General features: G+C 45.3%; 17 protein-coding genes and 1 pseudogene. 10 read left to right on the top strand and 8 right to left on the bottom strand.

The window, feature by feature from the left end:
* Window positions 1-98: 98 nt before the first annotated feature.
* On the bottom strand, window positions 99-2,573 hold the full coding sequence (locus QUA43_RS15040; protein WP_333374939.1) for a phosphoketolase family protein: 2,475 nt from the start codon (window positions 2,571-2,573) through the stop codon (window positions 99-101).
* A 905-nt stretch (window positions 2,574-3,478) separates the two neighbouring features.
* On the opposite strand from QUA43_RS15040, the gene QUA43_RS15035 reads away from it, so the two are divergent.
* The 3 genes from QUA43_RS15035 to QUA43_RS15025 all read left to right on the top strand — a co-directional run bounded on the left by QUA43_RS15035 (window position 3,479) and on the right by QUA43_RS15025 (window position 4,384).
* Window positions 3,479-3,568, top strand: a complete 90-nt coding sequence (locus QUA43_RS15035; RefSeq protein ID WP_333374937.1) for a hypothetical protein — start codon at window positions 3,479-3,481, stop codon at window positions 3,566-3,568.
* A gap of 131 nt (window positions 3,569-3,699) precedes the next feature.
* The gene (locus tag QUA43_RS15030; protein ID WP_333374935.1) at window positions 3,700-4,026 is read left to right on the top strand and encodes a DUF433 domain-containing protein; all 327 of its coding nucleotides are present in this window, start codon (window positions 3,700-3,702) and stop codon (window positions 4,024-4,026) included.
* Complete coding sequence (locus QUA43_RS15025; protein ID WP_445301974.1) at window positions 4,013-4,384, top strand: DUF5615 family PIN-like protein; 372 nt, start codon at window positions 4,013-4,015, stop codon at window positions 4,382-4,384. Before QUA43_RS15030 ends, QUA43_RS15025 begins: the two co-directional genes overlap by 14 nt.
* Before the next feature lie 102 nt (window positions 4,385-4,486).
* Here QUA43_RS15025 and QUA43_RS15020 read toward each other — a convergent pair whose 3' ends face one another.
* Complete coding sequence (locus QUA43_RS15020; RefSeq protein ID WP_333374934.1) at window positions 4,487-4,735, bottom strand: hypothetical protein; 249 nt, start codon at window positions 4,733-4,735, stop codon at window positions 4,487-4,489.
* Between the two features lie 537 nt (window positions 4,736-5,272).
* On the opposite strand from QUA43_RS15020, the gene QUA43_RS15015 reads away from it, so the two are divergent.
* Together QUA43_RS15015 and QUA43_RS15010 are read left to right on the top strand one after the other, a co-directional pair.
* Window positions 5,273-5,644, top strand: a complete 372-nt coding sequence (locus tag QUA43_RS15015) for a hypothetical protein (RefSeq protein ID WP_006634749.1) — start codon at window positions 5,273-5,275, stop codon at window positions 5,642-5,644.
* 5 nt (window positions 5,645-5,649) lie between these two features.
* Window positions 5,650-6,081: an HNH endonuclease signature motif containing protein gene (locus QUA43_RS15010; protein ID WP_333374932.1), complete on the top strand. Its 432-nt coding sequence runs from the start codon at window positions 5,650-5,652 to the stop codon at window positions 6,079-6,081.
* Window positions 6,082-6,090: 9 nt separating this feature from the next.
* Here QUA43_RS15010 and QUA43_RS15005 read toward each other — a convergent pair whose 3' ends face one another.
* The 5 genes from QUA43_RS15005 to topA all read right to left on the bottom strand — a co-directional run bounded on the left by QUA43_RS15005 (window position 6,091) and on the right by topA (window position 11,795).
* Window positions 6,091-6,771, bottom strand: a complete 681-nt coding sequence (locus tag QUA43_RS15005; protein WP_333374931.1) for a Rho termination factor N-terminal domain-containing protein — start codon at window positions 6,769-6,771, stop codon at window positions 6,091-6,093.
* Window positions 6,768-8,102, bottom strand: coding sequence for a ParA family protein (locus QUA43_RS15000; RefSeq protein WP_333374929.1), 1,335 nt, complete (start codon window positions 8,100-8,102; stop codon window positions 6,768-6,770). The genes QUA43_RS15005 and QUA43_RS15000 overlap by 4 nt, the downstream gene beginning before the upstream one ends.
* Window positions 8,103-8,155: 53 nt before the next feature.
* Window positions 8,156-8,608, bottom strand: a complete 453-nt coding sequence (locus tag QUA43_RS14995) for an HNH endonuclease signature motif containing protein (RefSeq protein WP_333374928.1) — start codon at window positions 8,606-8,608, stop codon at window positions 8,156-8,158.
* The gene (locus QUA43_RS14990) at window positions 8,599-8,844 is read right to left on the bottom strand and encodes a hypothetical protein (RefSeq protein WP_015178580.1); all 246 of its coding nucleotides are present in this window, start codon (window positions 8,842-8,844) and stop codon (window positions 8,599-8,601) included. Before QUA43_RS14990 ends, QUA43_RS14995 begins: the two co-directional genes overlap by 10 nt.
* 191 nt (window positions 8,845-9,035) lie before the next feature.
* Window positions 9,036-11,795 (bottom strand): type I DNA topoisomerase, encoded by a 2,760-nt coding sequence (topA, locus tag QUA43_RS14985; RefSeq protein ID WP_333374926.1) that lies wholly within the window; start codon window positions 11,793-11,795, stop codon window positions 9,036-9,038.
* Window positions 11,796-12,439: 644 nt separating this feature from the next.
* Here topA and QUA43_RS14980 point away from each other — a divergent pair.
* The 3 genes from QUA43_RS14980 to QUA43_RS14970 all read left to right on the top strand — a co-directional run bounded on the left by QUA43_RS14980 (window position 12,440) and on the right by QUA43_RS14970 (window position 13,750).
* Window positions 12,440-12,844, top strand: a complete 405-nt coding sequence (locus tag QUA43_RS14980; protein WP_333374924.1) for a hypothetical protein — start codon at window positions 12,440-12,442, stop codon at window positions 12,842-12,844.
* A gap of 96 nt (window positions 12,845-12,940) precedes the next feature.
* A complete protein-coding gene (locus QUA43_RS14975; RefSeq protein WP_333374923.1) occupies window positions 12,941-13,459 on the top strand; it encodes a GNAT family N-acetyltransferase in 519 nt (172 codons plus the stop codon).
* Window positions 13,460-13,555: 96 nt separating this feature from the next.
* Complete coding sequence (locus QUA43_RS14970) at window positions 13,556-13,750, top strand: hypothetical protein (protein ID WP_333374922.1); 195 nt, start codon at window positions 13,556-13,558, stop codon at window positions 13,748-13,750.
* Here QUA43_RS14970 and QUA43_RS30860 read toward each other — a convergent pair.
* Window positions 13,730-13,855, bottom strand: a pseudogene (locus QUA43_RS30860) (toprim domain-containing protein); the annotation flags it as partial. The gene QUA43_RS14970 and the pseudogene QUA43_RS30860 sit on opposite strands and share 21 nt — an antisense overlap.
* Window positions 13,856-14,415: 560 nt before the next feature.
* Here QUA43_RS30860 and QUA43_RS14965 point away from each other — a divergent pair.
* Window positions 14,416-15,099, top strand: a complete 684-nt coding sequence (locus QUA43_RS14965) for a VOC family protein (protein WP_333374920.1) — start codon at window positions 14,416-14,418, stop codon at window positions 15,097-15,099.
* A 170-nt stretch (window positions 15,100-15,269) separates the two neighbouring features.
* Window positions 15,270-16,438 (top strand): protein kinase domain-containing protein (locus QUA43_RS14960; protein ID WP_333374917.1); only part of this gene is annotated, 1,169 nt, incomplete at its 3' end.

Raw genomic sequence — 16,438 nt, 5'->3', positions numbered from 1 at the left:
TAATCTGCCTGTATCTGCGGTTAAAAAAAGAGAATTTGTTAACCGCAGATGACAATAGATTAACGCCGATTCACGCAGAGGTCGAGAAGCGATCGCACCTACCCAGGTGCACCCGATCGCACGGCTTGATCTCCTGTCGTTGTCGGATCTTTCGTTTCCTTCGGCGCTTCCGACGCAACCGCGCCCGCGTGCGGCCACTGCCAGTCGCGGATTTCCGGCATATCATCGCCGTGTTCGTTGATATACTGCCTGTGTTCGATCAGCTTGTCACGGATAGCTTGTTTGCCGTAAGCTGCGACTGAACTCAGTTTGGGAACGCGATCGAGTACATCTCGAACTAAATGGAATCGATCGAGGTCATTAATCACCACCATATCAAACGGCGTCGTAGTCGTGCCCTCTTCCTTGTAACCCCGAACGTGAATATTCGGGTGATTTGTCCGGCGATAAGTCAAGCGGTGAATCAGCCAAGGATAGCCGTGAAAAGCAAAAATCACCGGCTTATCTTTCGTGAACAAAGTATCAAAATCCTTGTCAGACAAACCGTGGGGATGTTCGCTAGCAGGTTGCAGCGTCATCAAATCCACCACATTCACCACCCGCACTTTTAAATCGGGATAATCTCGGCGGAGAATGTCAACCGCAGCCAAAGTTTCCAGCGTCGGAACATCACCCGCGCAAGCCATCACCACATCTGGTTCGCCACCTTTATCATTGCTGGCCCACTCCCAAATGCCGATGCCGGCGGTACAGTGTTTAATCGCAGAATCCATATCCAAATACTGCAATGCCGGCTGCTTCCCTGCAATAATCACGTTGACATAGTGGCGACTGCGGAGACAGTGATCCGTTACTGACAGCAAAGTATTCGCATCTGGCGGCAAATAAATCCGCACAACCTCAGCTTTCTTGTTAATTACGTGGTCGATAAAACCCGGATCTTGGTGAGAAAAACCGTTGTGGTCTTGTCGCCAAACGTGAGAAGTTAGCAGGTAGTTGAGAGATGCGATCGGTCTGCGCCAAGGAATGTGACGAGTAGTTTTCAACCACTTGGCGTGTTGGTTGAACATCGAATCGATGATGTGAATAAACGCCTCGTAACAAGAGAAAAAGCCGTGGCGTCCCGTCAGCAAATAGCCTTCCAGCCATCCCTGACATAGATGTTCGCTGAGGACTTCCATCACCCGGCCGTCGGGGGAGATGTGATCGTCTTCGGGCAAAATTTCCCCCGTCCACACCCGGTTCGTCACTTCAAACACCGGATCGAGACGGTTTGAGGCCGTCTCGTCGGGCCCGACAATGCGGAAATTGGCGTTTTCTTGATTGAGTTTCATCACGTCTCGCAGGAAGCGGCCAGTCACCCTGGTTGCTTCTGCCATTACAGTGCCCGGTTTTTGCACGTCAACGGCGTAGTCTTCAAATTTGGGCATTTTCAAGTCTCGCAGCAGCAGGCCGCCGTTAGCGTGGGGATTTGCCCCCATGCGTCGAGATCCTTTGGGTGCGAGTTCTGCTAATTCGGGAATTAACTTGCCCTTTTCGTCGAAGAGTTCTTCCGGCTTATAGCTTTTCATCCAATCTTCGAGGAGTTGGACGTGTCCCGGCTTAGAAGCCATTTCCGAAAGTGGGACTTGGTGCGATCGCCAATAATCCTCAGTTTTCTTACCGTCTACTTCCTTCGGCCCCGTCCAGCCTTTGGGAGTTTTCATCACAATCATCGGCCACTGGGGACGGCCGGAATAGCCCTCCGTCCGGGCTTTTTCCTGAATCGCCTTAATTTCGCCGATCGCGGTATCGAGAGTTGCAGCCATCAACTGGTGCATGGTTTCCGGGTCTGAACCTTCCACCCAATAAGGTTTGTAGCCATAACCGACCATCAAACTTTCCAATTCCTCCTGCGGAATGCGGGCCAACAGCGTTGGATTGGCAATTTTGTAGCCGTTCAAGTGCAAAATCGGCAACACGGCCCCGTCGCGAACCGGGTTGAGAAACTTGTTAGAGTGCCAGCTAGCAGCCAAGGGGCCGCTTTCGGCTTCCCCGTCACCAACAACGGCCGCCACAATCAAATCGGGATTGTCGAAGGCAGCCCCGTAAGCGTGGACGAGGGCGTAGCCGAGTTCGCCGCCTTCGTGAATCGAACCGGGGGTTTCCGGGGCGACGTGGCTGGGGATACCGCCGGGAAAGGAGAACTGTTTGAATAGCCGTTTGATACCCTCTTCATCTTCGGAAATGTTCGAGTAATATTCGCTGTAAGTGCCTTCAAGATAGGTGTTGGCGACCAAGCCCGGCCCGCCGTGTCCTGGGCCTGCGATGTAGATGGTGTTGAGGTCTTGGGCTTTGATCAGGCGGTTGAGGTGAACGTAGATGAAGTTTAAACCTGGAGTAGTGCCCCAATGTCCGAGGAGTCTCGGTTTGACGTGTTCGATTTTGAGGGGTTCTTTGAGTAGGGGGTTGTCGAGGAGATAGATTTGTCCGACGGATAGGTAGTTTGCCGCCCGCCAGTAGGCGTTCATTTTGTGTAGTTCTGAGTCGGAAAGCGGCTTTAATTGCGGGATCTCGGTTGTTCCTAGCATCATCAGCGATTGACTCCTGAGTTTGGATTGTTTTGTAAAGTGCGATCGATATTAATTTGTTATCTGTGACATTTTGTATTTAAACTCCATGTCTTCCACACCAACTATTGAATTCTAGCTCGTTTATGTCTCCATCAAAGTTTAAATCAATGTTAATTTATGGCTAAACATCGCACAATTTGGAGGGAATAAAGGGGTAAATTTTTAGGGATCAAGGAATTCAGCAATATAAAATAGGATTTACACAAGATTTTTCGTAGAGTGTGCACTGTGCACCTGATGCGTATGTGCTGCCGGTGGTGGGAGATGTTGTGCAAGTCCCGAAAAATATGCTTCTCAAGGTAGAAGTCATTATGATTTATACCTGAAGTTGATTTTAGTTTGTGCCTGCTGATGGCTAATACCAGTTATTCAAAAAAAATGCAACTGTAGGCAAAATCCAAAGTTTTATGTCCTCAGTCATTCCCAATCTAAAATTTAAAATCTAAAATGGTAGGACTTTTTTTATCTTAAAGTTTTTTGTGTTCGTTTAAGCTCAGGGTAAAAGGGTGAGCAATTTTTATAATTTAGAGATTTATCAAGAAGTTAAAAAGATATAGCAATGCTATTGAAATTGTGAACGGGCTTTTTTTAAATGAACCGCAGAGGCGCAGAGGGCGCAGAGGAAGTCAGCAGAGAGAAAGGAACTGCGTGCGTATAATAGCAATCCTTGCAGGAGTCGTAAAAAGATGTAGGGGTAGTGCTAAGAGTGCCTACCCCGGTTTCATGGGGGCAACCACGGGGGGTTTGCCCCTACAAGGATTACACAAATGATTTAGGATTGCTATATCTAATTATTAACCCAAAATATAGCTAACACCTGGCAATGAATTAGCCAAACTCCCGGTGTCTGTGGCGGTGATGCTTGTATGAGAAATACTCTCATTCTTGTTTGGGTACTGGAAAGTTTTCGTCGTTTGGGTATGAACGAGTTTCGACTCCAGGCGATCGCACTATAATAGCAAATACATACATATAGCCTTTCTCATTAACATGAGGTGCAAAGAGGGGATAGGGCATGGGCATGGAAGGAACCCGCATACCTCACCACGCTTGAGAACCGCTATATTTCATAAGTACCAAAATTTCTATGACTATCAAAGAATTAGAAGCGCAACTTCTGGCTTTAACGCCAACCGAGAAAGCTCAAATCATCCAATTATTAACCCAAAACTTAGCCAACACCTGGCAAGGAATTAGCAAAACTCCCGGTGTCTGCGGCGGTGATGCTTGTATCAGAAACACTCGCATTCCTGTTTGGCTACTGGAAAGTTTTCGTCGCTTGGGTATGAACGAATCTCGACTCTTAGATAACTATCCCACACTAACCGCTACTGATTTAGCAAATGCCTGGACTTATGCGGCAGCTTTTCCCGATGAAATTGAAATAGCTATCCGCGAAAATGACGAGGATTGAAATGATGGCGCGTCTTTATGGTGACGAACAATTTCCCAGAGAGGTTGTAGAATTGCTGCGCCAGATGGGGCACAATATTCTGACAGTGCAAGAAGCCGGAAAAGATAACCAAAAAATCCCTGACGAAGAAGTGTTAGCTTTTGCAGTCGATGAAAATCGAGCTGTTTTAACTCTCAATCGCCGTCATTTTATTAGACTGCACAGCTCACAGCCTGACCATGCTGGTATTATTGTCTGTAAGGCAGATGATGACTTAGCAAGAATGGCGACTAACATTAATGAAGCTATTTCCTCACTTGCAACATTAACAGGTCAATTGATTCGCGTCTATCGTTCTGGGTCGCCATCTATATCTTAAGCGATCGCCACAAAGTAAACTCAAGCAATCTCAATCCGAAAATCACTGCATCGGTTTGATTGCTGGCTAGAGGCCATCGCCGATATTTCCCGCTGAAAAAACTTAGGAAGCGACTAAAACAGGGCACTCTGAAATCCGGCAAATATTGGACACAGTTGGCTGGTGGGAAACGACTCGCAGTTCGTGAGAATAGCGGGGACGCGGGTCATTTTCTAACCAGATGGGGGGTACCATCATCACTTCATAGTAAGCGATCGTATCGAAAACACCTGGCTGGGACTTCAACTCCACTGTTAAGCCCGCTCGGTACTCAAATGCTTCTTCCCAGTCTAGGTTTTCATTGATACCCATAGCGATCGCGCCTCTTAATCTTGTTTCTTTTGTCCATTGTAGAGCGCTACATAAAAGATTGGGTACTTTCTGTTGCTTATGATACAATTTTTAACCTTATATGTTCGTTCCCTGACAATTTAACAGAGAGGACCAATTGTCAATAAGTAAATAGGATGATTTGGCCGACAGGTGACAAGCAAGCCCAAAAGCTAGGCTTGACAAGAGTTTTAGTTGATATGTCTGAAAAAAAAATAGGGGCGATGGAACCGCGCAGACGTTTATGACACAAAGGAAGAGAAGAGAATTTTAAGGACGGAAGTACAAACCTATTTTTGCCAGCTTGTCTAGTATTTTATAAATAAAGAAACTCGTTTTTTTTAATAAACCGGGTTTCTGGATGAGTGAAAACTAAACTAATTTCACTTGGTTTTCTACTTTGTCGCAGTCGCCGTCTTTTTAGCAAGCGAGCTCCTTCTTCATTTCTTTTGGGCAGATGTCTCATACTAAAAGTAAAATCTGGCATAATATAAATATTAGTTTCATAGCTTTGCACCTATGACCGCCCAAATCACCCTAAATTTGCCAGATGAAGTCTATCACCAAGCAGAATTGCTAGCGCTGCAACGCCACCGCACCGTGAGTGAGATTCTAGTAGAAACTCTGGAAAATTTTCTCTTACCAACCGCTAAACCAGTATCAGCACTGTCTGATTCAGAAGTAATCACTCAGACTCAACTCCGGCTGCAACCACTCCAAGAACAACGATTGAGTGAATTGCTAGACCGCCAACAATCCGGTACGATCGCATCTGTAGAACTGGCTGAATTGCAGGCATTAATCCACATATATGAAACTCGACTATTGCGACAAGCTCAAGCCTTAAATGAAGCTGTGCGGCGCGGCTTGCTGGAACCATTAAAAGGATAAGCAAAATGGCAATTTCCGAACAAGTGCGATTCAGAGTTCGCGCACAAGCTCAAAACCGCTGCGGTTATTGTCGCAGTTTAGAAAAGTATATTTTGGGAATACTGGAAATTGACCATATTATTCGTAAAGCGATTGGCGGTAGTGACGAGGAAGAAAATCTCTGGCTGGCTTGTACTCTGTGCAATAATTACAAAGGAACCCAAACTGACGCCTTCGATCGGGTCACGCAAAAGCACGTTAAGTTGTTTAATCCGCGCACTCAACAATGGTCACAAAATTTTGCTTGGAGTGAAGACGCTACAGAAATTATTGGACTTACAGATTGCGGCCGCGCAACAGTCACAGCACTACAACTAAACAATAATATTGCTGTTACTGTCAGGCGTCAGTGGGTTAGTGCTGGATGGCATCCGCCAACAGAATCAAGCATTTCATAACAGAGCCCATTAGCTTAGCGCCTCAATCAGAGCATCTTTCTTCATCTTAGTTATGCCAGCAATTCCTCTTTTCTTGGCTATTGCTTTTAATTCAACAGTAGTCATTGTTCTGAGAATAGTCACGTCGTTTATCGTATCTGGCATTGATTGGGGAGTCAGATAAAATACACTCTTAATTGCGTCAAGTTTTTTGCCTTTGGTAATACCGCATTTCAAGCTTGTGATTGGCTCAAAATTTTTCCAATACAGACGAGGAGCCTCATCAATTCGATTTGTTGCTACAGCAAGTTTAACGGATTTTAGCTCGCTGTTCGGTTGTTCAATCAAATATTGCAATGCTGCCATAATTTCATCTCTGGATGCTGTGGAAAGATTTATTTTAGGCTTGTCCTCACCTGCAAGGATTTTAGTGAGTGTAGTAGTATCATCACTATCATCAGCAATAATGCACCAGACTCTTTCTAGCCCAGCTTCCTCTGCTACAGCATAAACAAAGGAATTACTAATAACTTGATACTTGTCTTCACCAGTTTCTTTTACGATAACTGGGAGCCAGTTTCGTCCCCCCTTTTGTTTAAGGATATTTGCAGTAGCTTTGATCAAAAACTCAGGAGCATCAGTACCCTCTCCTGGCTCGATTTCATCTAGGTATAGATGCATCAAACTGCCAATAATGTTAGAAATTTTCATTGTAAAAAGTATTCCTTCGCTAAATTTTTGTAGTATTCATGGGCCGAACGATCTCGATAAACAGCAGGAATGCGTGAGAACGCAGCATTAGCTATGTTAGCGTAACTTGGTACTTGATGAATATGTAAGTCTTTTTTCGCACTGGTGTACTTAGGATAGAAGTAGGGCAGTAGATCAAATTTGTCTTTTTTAGCATTTTTCAGAATATTGTTAATTTCTTGTTGAGCAACTTCTAGTTGTGGCTGGGTAATTTTTTCTCCATTAAAAAAGATTGGTAAGGCAATGGGATTTCCCTCACCTTTATCGGCTTGTATTTCAGGGATGAATTTCTTAATAGCGGTTGCCGCATTCTCTAGAGAAAAGAGGTTGTTGTGTTTTGTAGGAATGAGGATAACATCAGCCGCATATACCGCAAGTTGACTAATGAAACGCCAATTCGGGGATGAATCTATCAAAATATAATCATAGTCCTGCCTTGCAAATTCGAGCTTCTTGTACAGTACACGCATTTGCATGAAGCTGCGAAGTTTATCGTCAGACTCGTTACCCAGGTCATTGTCAGCAGGAATAATATCAAAACTGAGTTGTATTTTTTTAGTAGAGAAATTATATGGATTCACGGCTGATTTTAGACCTGCGTTCTTGTCTGTAAGAGCTGCTTTAAGAACCCCATTACTGACTGGAATACCTAAAGCACTTGTTAAATCTTGTTGATTAAAATCAAAATCTATTACCAAAACTTTTTTGCCTAAAAAAGTCAAAATACCTGCCAGGTTAACTGTTGTAGTTGTTTTTCCCACACCCCCTTTGTTATTATAGATTGTTACTGTCAAGGCTCTACTTGGTGCTTGAATCTTCTTTCTTATATCCGCAACAACTCGATCGACGTTATTCAATTCCAGAGCCAAGCATTGAGTAGCGGGAAAGATTACTTTACCATGCTTTCTAAACAGTTGGACATGGGATGAGTTGGTAATAATTCCCCATTCGGCTGACTTGCAATTAGAACCAAGTAACTGTCGCTTAAGTTGATTAACTGTTTTTAAGTACCCGGGTGTACCTTCCGTAAGATTGATGTCTTTTCCTTTTAGCTCTAAAAGGAGATAGGGATTAGATTTTGTGTGTAAAAATATATCATTTTCAATAGTTTTTCTAGCTGCTTTATCAACTATTCCACCACCATTAGTATCATATTCGGGAACAACCTCATCAGATTCAAATCCCAATGCTTGCATAAACTGAGGTGAAAAATGAGCACTGACAATAGCTTCTGAAGCGCCTTGAGGAAGACTTTGTAATGCAGCTTGAAGGGTAGTGGCTGGGGCATTCATGAGGAGGGAAATTCAGTAATAATTTGAACTGACTATATTATAATACTACATTATTATGAATTTTGGCGAGGATCGCCAGAGGGAGGATGCCACCCTGCCCTAATCCATAAACGACGAGCTCTAATAATCGCTCCTTCATTATGATATTGATCGTTAAGGTCTAATCGATCGCAGGTTCCCCTACCTGTTGGAGTAATACCCATTATTTCTAAACCATCCGCAGACCAGTTAAAATGCTCAGACCATTGCTGTTGGCGGGGGTTAAACAAAGTTACTTCTTGTTCTGTTTCTGGGTCAGTACCAGTGACAAAATTATAGCGATTATTATTACAGCGATGACAAGCTAAAGCTAAGTTTTCAAGCTCATCGCTACCACCAATCGATCGAGGTAAAATATGATCTATTGTAAATAGAGTAGAGCTACTTTCTTCCGCTGAATGGCAATATTCACAAAGAAAATTAGCTCTACTTCTTACTAAATTTCTAGTAGCGCGGTTTACGGACATGAGGCTGCTATAACTTTAGCGTTAATTAAGGTAAAAATCCGATCTAGTTCTAGTAAGCTTGCTAATTCTACAACCTCTTCTGAAGTTAAAAGATTAGCCTTTTTTCTGTCGGCTAGTTCTTCTAATCGGGCTTGTAGGTTTTCCGTAAATTTGAATAAGTAAAGATTTCTGACTTTCTGAATCGAAATCTCACGATCGATCCAGTAGGAAGGTTGTACCATAAGTTCAGCTATCATGGTGATTCAATTACTCCAATTACTACATGGATAGTCTTGATTATATCATGAGAACGAAAGGATTACTTTAGAAAGAGCCGACCTACTTACGCACGGCGCGATCGAAGAAACCGGGTTTTTTACCGAATCTGTCTGCTCAAACAAATTATTGCAAAAAACCCGGTTTCTGACCGTACAGTGCGTAAATCCTGCTAACTTGACTTAGTTGTTTTCTTGGCTGTTGTCGCAGTCGCCGTCTTTTTAGCAGTGGTTTTCTTCGTCGCAGTTGTCGTCTTTTTAGCAGTAGTTTTCTTCGCCGCAGTCTTCTCAGTTGCAGTCTCCGACTTCGCCGCCGCAGTCTTAGTTGACTTCTTCGACTTGCTGCTAGATTTTCCGCCGCCCGCTGCTTCCTTCGCTGCTAACAAATCCAGTGCTTTTTGTAAGGTGAAATTCTCTACAGATTCATCCTTGGACAAAGAAGCATTGATATCGCCGTGTTTCACGTAGGGGCCGTAGCGGCCGTCGTAAACATTGATCAATTCTCCCGACTCTGGATGCGCGCCCAATTCCTTCAAAGGTGTGGCTGATTTGCTGCGACCGCGGGCGGCTTTCGGCTGCGATAATAACTCTAATGCCCGATCGAGCTCGATCGTCAAAACATCATCCGGCGGTTTGATCGATCGATAATCTTTCCCCACCTTACCCTGGTCATGCACCACATAAGGCCCGTACATCCCCAAATTAGCTTGCACCTTCGCCCCCGTCTCCGGGTGAGATCCCAACAACCGAGGTAAAGTCAACAAACTCACCGCCATATCCAGCGTCACGCTATCCTTATCCGTCCCCTTCGGTAAAGAAGCCCGCTTCGGTTTCTTATTCGTTTCCGAAACTTCCCCTAACTGAACGTATGGCCCATAACTGCCAATCAGCACATAAATCGGTTCCCCAGTTTCCGGGTGAAGACCCAATTTTTCCGGCCCTTCCGTTTTTTGCTTTAACAGAAACTCCACTTGTTCCGGGTCTAAATCTGCCGGCGTCAAATCTTGGGGAATCGATGCTTTTACCAGGCCTTCTTCGCTTTCAGATTCCAGGTATGCGCCGAATTTGCCGATGCAGACTTTAGCTGAAATATTCTCCAATACCACAGTTCGGGCAACTTTCGCATCAATCTGACTTTCCTGTTCTTTAACTTGGGTTGCGAGTCCGGTTTCCCCTGTATAAAACTTTTGCAAATACGGCAACCATTTCGCCTCGCCGGTAGCAATTTCATCGAGGGTTTGTTCCATTCGGGAAGTAAAACCCGTGTCTACTAAATCGGGAAAATGTGTTTCCAATAAAGTCGTGACGGCGAAAGCGGTGAATGTCGGAATTAGGGCGTTAGCTATTAATTTGGCATATCCCCGATCGACAATTGTACCGATAATACTCGCATAGGTACTCGGACGGCCCACACCTTCGCTTTCCAACATTTTCACCAGAGAAGCTTCCGTGTAGCGGGCAGGAGGTTGAGTTTCGTGGCCAACTGCCTCTAAATCCTTACAATTAGGTTTATCCCCCACCTTCAGCGCCGGCAAAATCACCTCTTGGTCTTCCAGCGCCGCATTCGGATCGTCGGAACCTTCCACGTATGCCCGCAAAAAGCCGGGAAAATCAATGCGTTTGCCGCTGGAACGGAAACCGGCATCTTCTACCTGAGTTAATACAGTGACGTGAGTTTGGCGGGAATCGGCCATTTGAGAAGCGACAGTCCGCTTCCAAATCAAATCATAGAGGCGGAAATCAATCCCATCCAATCCAGTTTGCTGCGGAGTCCGAAAAGTGCTGCCGGCGGGACGGATAGCTTCGTGGGCTTCCTGCGCGCCTTTGCTTTTAGTCGTATATTTGCGCGGTTGGGGGCTGAGGTATTCGCTGCCGTAAAGTTCTTGCACGCAACTGCGCGCCGCTGCGATCGCCTGTTCGGACAAATGTACCGAATCCGTCCGCATATAGGTGATAAAACCGCGTTCGTAGAGACTTTGGGCAATTCGCATGGTTTCCCGCGCACCCAGCCTCAGTTTGCGGTTAGCTTCCTGCTGCAAAGTCGAGGTCGTAAACGGCGGCGAAGGTTTGCGGGTGACAGGCCGTTCTTCAATATTCCCGACAGTCCAAGGTTTGTTTTGAATCCGTGAGAGTAAAGCCCGCGCCTGTTCTTCGTTCAGCAAAAGTACGCGGCGGCCTGCGATAATTTGCCCGGTATTTTCATCAAAATCGCTGCCGTTTGCAACTTTCACATTGCCGACTGTCACGAGTTTGGCGTCAAAGGCACCCCCCTGCCCCCCCTTACCAAGGGGGGGAGTAGGGGGGGTCAAAAGGGCTTTTAAATCCCAGTAACTACCTTGGCGGAAAGCGCGGCGTTCCCGTTCCCGGCGCACCAACAGGCGTACAGCGACTGACTGCACTCTACCGGCGGACAAACCCCAAGCGATTTTTTTCCACAGTAGCGGAGAGAGAGTGTAACCGACGAGTCTGTCGAGAATTCGGCGAGTTTCTTGGGCTTGTACAACTCGATTGTCGATATCGCGACAGTGAGTCAAAGCATCGCGGATTGCTTCGCGGGTGATTTCGTGAAACACCATCCGCTTGATGGGCACTTTGGGTTTGAGGATTTGCAGCAAATGCCAGGAAATGCTTTCCCCTTCCCGGTCTTCGTCCGTGGCTAGTATCAGTTCTGTGGCGTCTTTGAGGGCGTCTTTGAGTTCTTTAACAATTTTCTTTTTATCTTTCGGGATGACGTAGAGGGGTTCAAAGTCTGCCTCCACGTTTACGCCGAGTTGCGCCCATTTTTCTCCTTTAACGGCTTCTGGTATTTCTTCGGCGGAGGATGGTAGGTCGCGGACATGGCCCATAGATGCCTCTACCCGGTACGTAGAGGGCAGGAAGTTGCGAATGGTACGGGCTTTGGTAGGAGATTCGACGATGACTAAAGTTGACATGGCATCTTTTTATATATGGATGGCGGCGCAGTTAGAGTGTCTAATTTACAGAGTGTAGGTCGGATGTCAAGGCTTATGGGTACTTTAGGGGGTTATTTTCAAACTACCTTAATTTTTAAGTTACTGCCGATCGGGTTGCAGGTGACAAGCTGATGGGATTTTACTGCTGTCGGCGCAGAGGCTGGAAACCCTTGTCTCTGGAAGATGCACGGGGATGTCATGACTGACTGTAGCAGAATTGTAGGTAACTGGATGCTGAGACTGTTGGATGCGGGCGGATGGTTCCTCAATTTTAGATTTTAAGTTTTAGATTTTAGATTGGGATAGATTTGATGGTTTCCCTGCAAAAAGACTAGAAGCGCGATCGACTATTTGACCGATTGGCGATCGCCAGCTAACATCAGATATTGTGGGACTAATTTTTGAGAGGATTTTGGGAACGCCTTACAAATTTGCGTAAATTTTCGATTGATAATTCAACCGCAGATGTGAGGCAGATACACACAGATTCAACGCAGATAATTTCATTCCGAGGAAAGCGATTGAGTGCCAGCAGTCATCTCTAACGAACTCTCCGACTCTTAACGATCGTGAAATCCCAACTCAGATGCTCCCTATTTGTCGCTCGCGTGAAGTAATTTTTTATGACATTAGAAGAACTACAGCTCAAGCTAGCAGATATCAATAACTTGGTCGCTCGTTTTCAAACATCCGCAGTTTTAGATAAATATTACTCCGAAGATATTGTGATGATTGAAGGTGACGGAACTGTTACCGAGGGTAAAGAAGCGTGCCGTCAAGGTAGAGAATATTTTTTTAATGAGATGTTGGTGGAATTTAGAGAATCAAAATTAATTAGTCAAGACATTGCTGTGGCAGCCGAAAAAGATTACGATTTTGTAGTAATCGCAAACTGGTATAATGATTTCACGATTAAAATAGACAATCAAATGATTGACACGAAGAGCAACCAGCTCTCGATCGGCTATTGGAAGGACGGTTTAGTGGTGAAAGAGAGTTATAATTATCCAGTGGTTTCCGTGATTTAGCGATCGCCTCTTTCGCAAAACTGCAGATATCTGCCAAAGAGGCGATCGTTGGTGCGCGACAGCAAAGCTGCAACAAGTTTTAGATGCAAACAAGCCATGATAAATTTACGCCCCGCTACCCCCGCAGATTTAAATTTATTGCGACACTGGGACGAGCAACCTCACATAATTGACGCAAAAACTAACGATGATTGGGGTTGGGAGATAGAACTCGATCGCACTCCCGACTGGAGGGAGCAATTGATTGCTGAAATCGACAATCGCCCGATCGGATTTATCCAGATTATCGATCCAGCACTTGAGGAGAGTCACTACTGGGGTGATGATGTTGCTGCGAATCTCCGCGCCATTGACATCTGGATCGGGGAGGAGAAAGAATTGAGCAAAGGCTACGGCACACAAATGATGCAGCTTGCACTTGCTCGATGTTTCGCCGACTCTGCTGTGACGGCTGTACTCATCGATCCGCTTGCGAACAATACCCGCGCCCACCGTTTCTACCAACGTTTTGGTTTCCAATTTGTGGAACCCCGACGGTTTGGCGGCGATGACTGCTTTGTTTACCGCCTCAACCGAGCAGATTGGGAGAATCAAAGGGCGATCGCACCGCGGTAAAGACAGTTAACTTTTTTCTGTTGAGAGTCGATCGCGAATGAATCAATCCTAAACGCCTCACGTTGCCTCGGTGTCAAGGGGTGAAGCGAAAAAAATTTGCCCGATCGGCCCCAATGGCGATTTTTCCGCAGTGCGATCGCTTTTGCCGCCGACTCCCCGCCTGCTCAACAGCAACAAACACCCGCCCAACTAAGCTGGCAAAGCTGTAATCCGCTACAATCGGTGTTTGGTAAAGAATTTTTACGAATTCGCTGCCCCTTACAGCCGTTTTTCTTCGGCGGAGGATGGTAGGTCGCGGACATGGCCCATCGATGCCTCTACACGGTAGGTGGAGGGCAGGAAGTTGCGGATGGTGCGGGCTTTGGTCGGAGATTCGACGATGACTAAGGTTGACATGGCATCTTTTAAATATGGATGGCAGCGCAGCTAGAGGGTCTAAGTTAGAGAGTTTAGGTCAGATGTCCAGGCTTCTTTCAACTTTGGGCGATTATTTTCAAACTACCTTAATTTTTAACTTACTGCCGATCGGGTTGCAGGTGACAAGCTGATGGGATTTTACTGCTTTCGGGCCAGAGGCTGCGAATCGCGTCTCTACAAGATGCACGGGATGATGACCTGACTTTAGCAGAATTGTCGCTAACTGGATGTTGAGACTGCTGGATGCGGGCTGATGGTTCCTCAATCTGGTTGTAACTTGAAGGTTGGGGCGATCGATTGCGCGATTTTAGATTTTAGATTTTAGATTGGGAAAGATTTACTGAGTAGAGGTTTGGGACTATCGATTGCGCGATTTTAGATTTTAGATTTTAGATTTTAGATTTTAGATTTTAGATTGGGAAAGATTTACTGAGTAGAGGTTTGGGACTTTGGTACAGTACGCTGTGCAGCATCAGCGTGGCGATCGGAAAAAAAGCAATCACAGGGGATTAAAATTACTTGAGCGATCGAGCAATTCTATGAACAATGCTATGACATTTGAATTCGACCATCTTTTTATCCTTACTGATATTGGTGCTTCGGAAGCTAATCGTTTATCATCCTTCGGATTAGTTGAGGGTGCATCTCGCATTCATCACGGACAAGGTACAGCCAATCGCTGTTTCTTTTTCCATAACGCAATGTTGGAATTGTTATGGATTCACGATCCAGAAGAGGCGAAGTCTGAGCGAATTCATTTGACTCGTCTTTGGGAGCGATCGACAAATCGGAATAATGGTGCGTGTCCATTTGGCATCTGTTTGCGTCCAGCCAAAGGTTCTGAGGACACAGTTGCATTTTCTAGTTGGGCCTATCGTCCACCTTATTTATCTGAAACGATGAGTATCGCGGTAGGAACAAATAGTGATGTTTTGACTGAGCCCATGCTTTTCCAAATTTCCTTTGGTAAACGTCCAGATCAATACTCTACTGATAAGTCACAGCCTTTGGATCATGGTGTTGGTTTACGCGAAATTACTCGCGTAGAATTAGTCAGTCCTGCTGCCAATAATCCGTCACCTGAACTTCAAGCAGTGCTTGAGACAAATCAGCTAAACTTACGGATAGGAACCGAGTATTTTGTGGAGCTGGGTTTTGATGGAGAAGTGCAGGGACAACAGGTAGATTTTCGACCGGGATTGCCGCTTATTATCAGTTGGTAATCTCAAGCCGTAAAACAATTAATAATATGGCTTCAGTATCGAACGATCTGCGATCGTTCGTACAGAACGCGGACTGACAATTGCAGGAACATTAGAGGTTATTGAGAATTTTGCAAGTTGGCTGAGTAAACTAGAGATATAGTAACCCCCAATTTATTGAGAACTGGAAAATGGAGACAATTACTGACCTGCCAGGGTATCGCATAACAGAACAACTCTATGCAGGATCTCGCACTTTAGTCTATCGCGGTGTTCGGGAGAGCGATCGCACTCCAGTCGTCATCAAACTGCTGCGAAACGAATACCCCAGCTTCAGCGAACTGCTGCAATTCCGCAACCAATATACCATCGCCAAAAATCTACGTCTGCCTGGAGTGGTTGAACCCCTCGATTTAGCACCTTACAAAAACGCCTATGCTTTGATAATGGAAGACTTTGGAGGAGTTTCCCTGTCTACTTATCTCCCGGCCGCAACTGATAAAAACCAACCCGATACATCTTTATCTTTAGAAAACTTTCTCAACCTAGCCAGGGAACTAGCAAATATTCTCCACTCTCTCTACCAAAACCGAGTTATTCATAAAGATATCAAACCCGCCAATATTCTGATTAACCCACATAGCAAACAAATTAAACTCATTGACTTCAGTATTTCTTCCCTGCTGCCGAGAGAAACCCAAGAAATCCAGAATCCCAACACCCTCGAAGGAACCTTAGCTTATCTCTCCCCAGAAAAGACAGGAAGAATGAATCGAGGCATTGACTATCGGAGTGACTTTTATTCCCTGGGTGTGACCTTCTATGAATTGTTGACAACACAGTTACCCTTCGAGTCAGACGACCCAATGGAGTTAGTGCATTGTCATCTCGCCAAACAGCCGATTCCCGTACATCAAATCAATCCCGAAGTCCCCCTAATTTTATCCCAAATTGTTAGTAAACTGATGGCAAAGAATGCGGAAAATCGCTATCAGAGTGCATTAGGACTGAAACACGATTTAGAAATTTGTCTGGCTCAATTACAAAACACGGGTAACATTGAGACGTTTGCATTGGGAACGCAGGATATTACAGACCATTTCCTCATCCCCGAAAAACTCTACGGCAGAGAAACAGAAGTGGAAACCTTATTAGCAGCCTTTGAGCGAGTCAGCAGGGGCAGCACCGAAATGATGCTAGTATCCGGTTACTCAGGCATTGGAAAATCCGCCTTAGTACAAGAAGTTTATAAACCAATTACTAAAGCCAGAGGTTATTTTATTGCCGGAAAATTCGACCAATTTCAACGAAATATCCCTTACGCCGCAGTTGTCAAAGCCTTTCAATCATTAGTCAAGCA

Source organism: Microcoleus sp. N9_B4, assembly GCF_036701635.1.
Taxonomy (GTDB): Bacteria; Cyanobacteriota; Cyanobacteriia; order Cyanobacteriales; family Microcoleaceae; genus Microcoleus.
The sequence above is the reverse complement of the archived record's forward strand: the minus strand, read 5'-3'. Positions and strand labels throughout refer to the sequence as shown.

Excerpts from the sequence above, each read along its gene's own strand:
- topA (WP_333374926.1), bottom strand. The coding sequence starts at position 11,795 with ATGTCAACTTTAGTCATCGTCGAATCTCCTACCAAAGCCCGTACCATT.
- QUA43_RS15000 (WP_333374929.1), bottom strand. The coding sequence starts at position 8,102 with ATGAATGCCCCAGCCACTACCCTTCAAGCTGCATTACAAAGTCTTCCT.
- QUA43_RS15035 (WP_333374937.1), top strand. The coding sequence starts at position 3,479 with ATGAGAAATACTCTCATTCTTGTTTGGGTACTGGAAAGTTTTCGTCGT.
- QUA43_RS14965 (WP_333374920.1), top strand. The coding sequence starts at position 14,416 with ATGAACAATGCTATGACATTTGAATTCGACCATCTTTTTATCCTTACT.
- QUA43_RS15020 (WP_333374934.1), bottom strand. The coding sequence starts at position 4,735 with ATGGGTATCAATGAAAACCTAGACTGGGAAGAAGCATTTGAGTACCGA.
- QUA43_RS15005 (WP_333374931.1), bottom strand. The coding sequence starts at position 6,771 with ATGAAAATTTCTAACATTATTGGCAGTTTGATGCATCTATACCTAGAT.
- QUA43_RS15040 (WP_333374939.1), bottom strand. The coding sequence starts at position 2,573 with ATGATGCTAGGAACAACCGAGATCCCGCAATTAAAGCCGCTTTCCGAC.
- QUA43_RS14995 (WP_333374928.1), bottom strand. The coding sequence starts at position 8,608 with ATGTCCGTAAACCGCGCTACTAGAAATTTAGTAAGAAGTAGAGCTAAT.
- QUA43_RS15025 (WP_445301974.1), top strand. The coding sequence starts at position 4,013 with ATGACGAGGATTGAAATGATGGCGCGTCTTTATGGTGACGAACAATTT.
- QUA43_RS15030 (WP_333374935.1), top strand. The coding sequence starts at position 3,700 with ATGACTATCAAAGAATTAGAAGCGCAACTTCTGGCTTTAACGCCAACC.
- QUA43_RS15015 (WP_006634749.1), top strand. The coding sequence starts at position 5,273 with ATGACCGCCCAAATCACCCTAAATTTGCCAGATGAAGTCTATCACCAA.
- QUA43_RS14990 (WP_015178580.1), bottom strand. The coding sequence starts at position 8,844 with ATGATAGCTGAACTTATGGTACAACCTTCCTACTGGATCGATCGTGAG.
- QUA43_RS15010 (WP_333374932.1), top strand. The coding sequence starts at position 5,650 with ATGGCAATTTCCGAACAAGTGCGATTCAGAGTTCGCGCACAAGCTCAA.
- QUA43_RS14975 (WP_333374923.1), top strand. The coding sequence starts at position 12,941 with ATGATAAATTTACGCCCCGCTACCCCCGCAGATTTAAATTTATTGCGA.
- QUA43_RS14980 (WP_333374924.1), top strand. The coding sequence starts at position 12,440 with ATGACATTAGAAGAACTACAGCTCAAGCTAGCAGATATCAATAACTTG.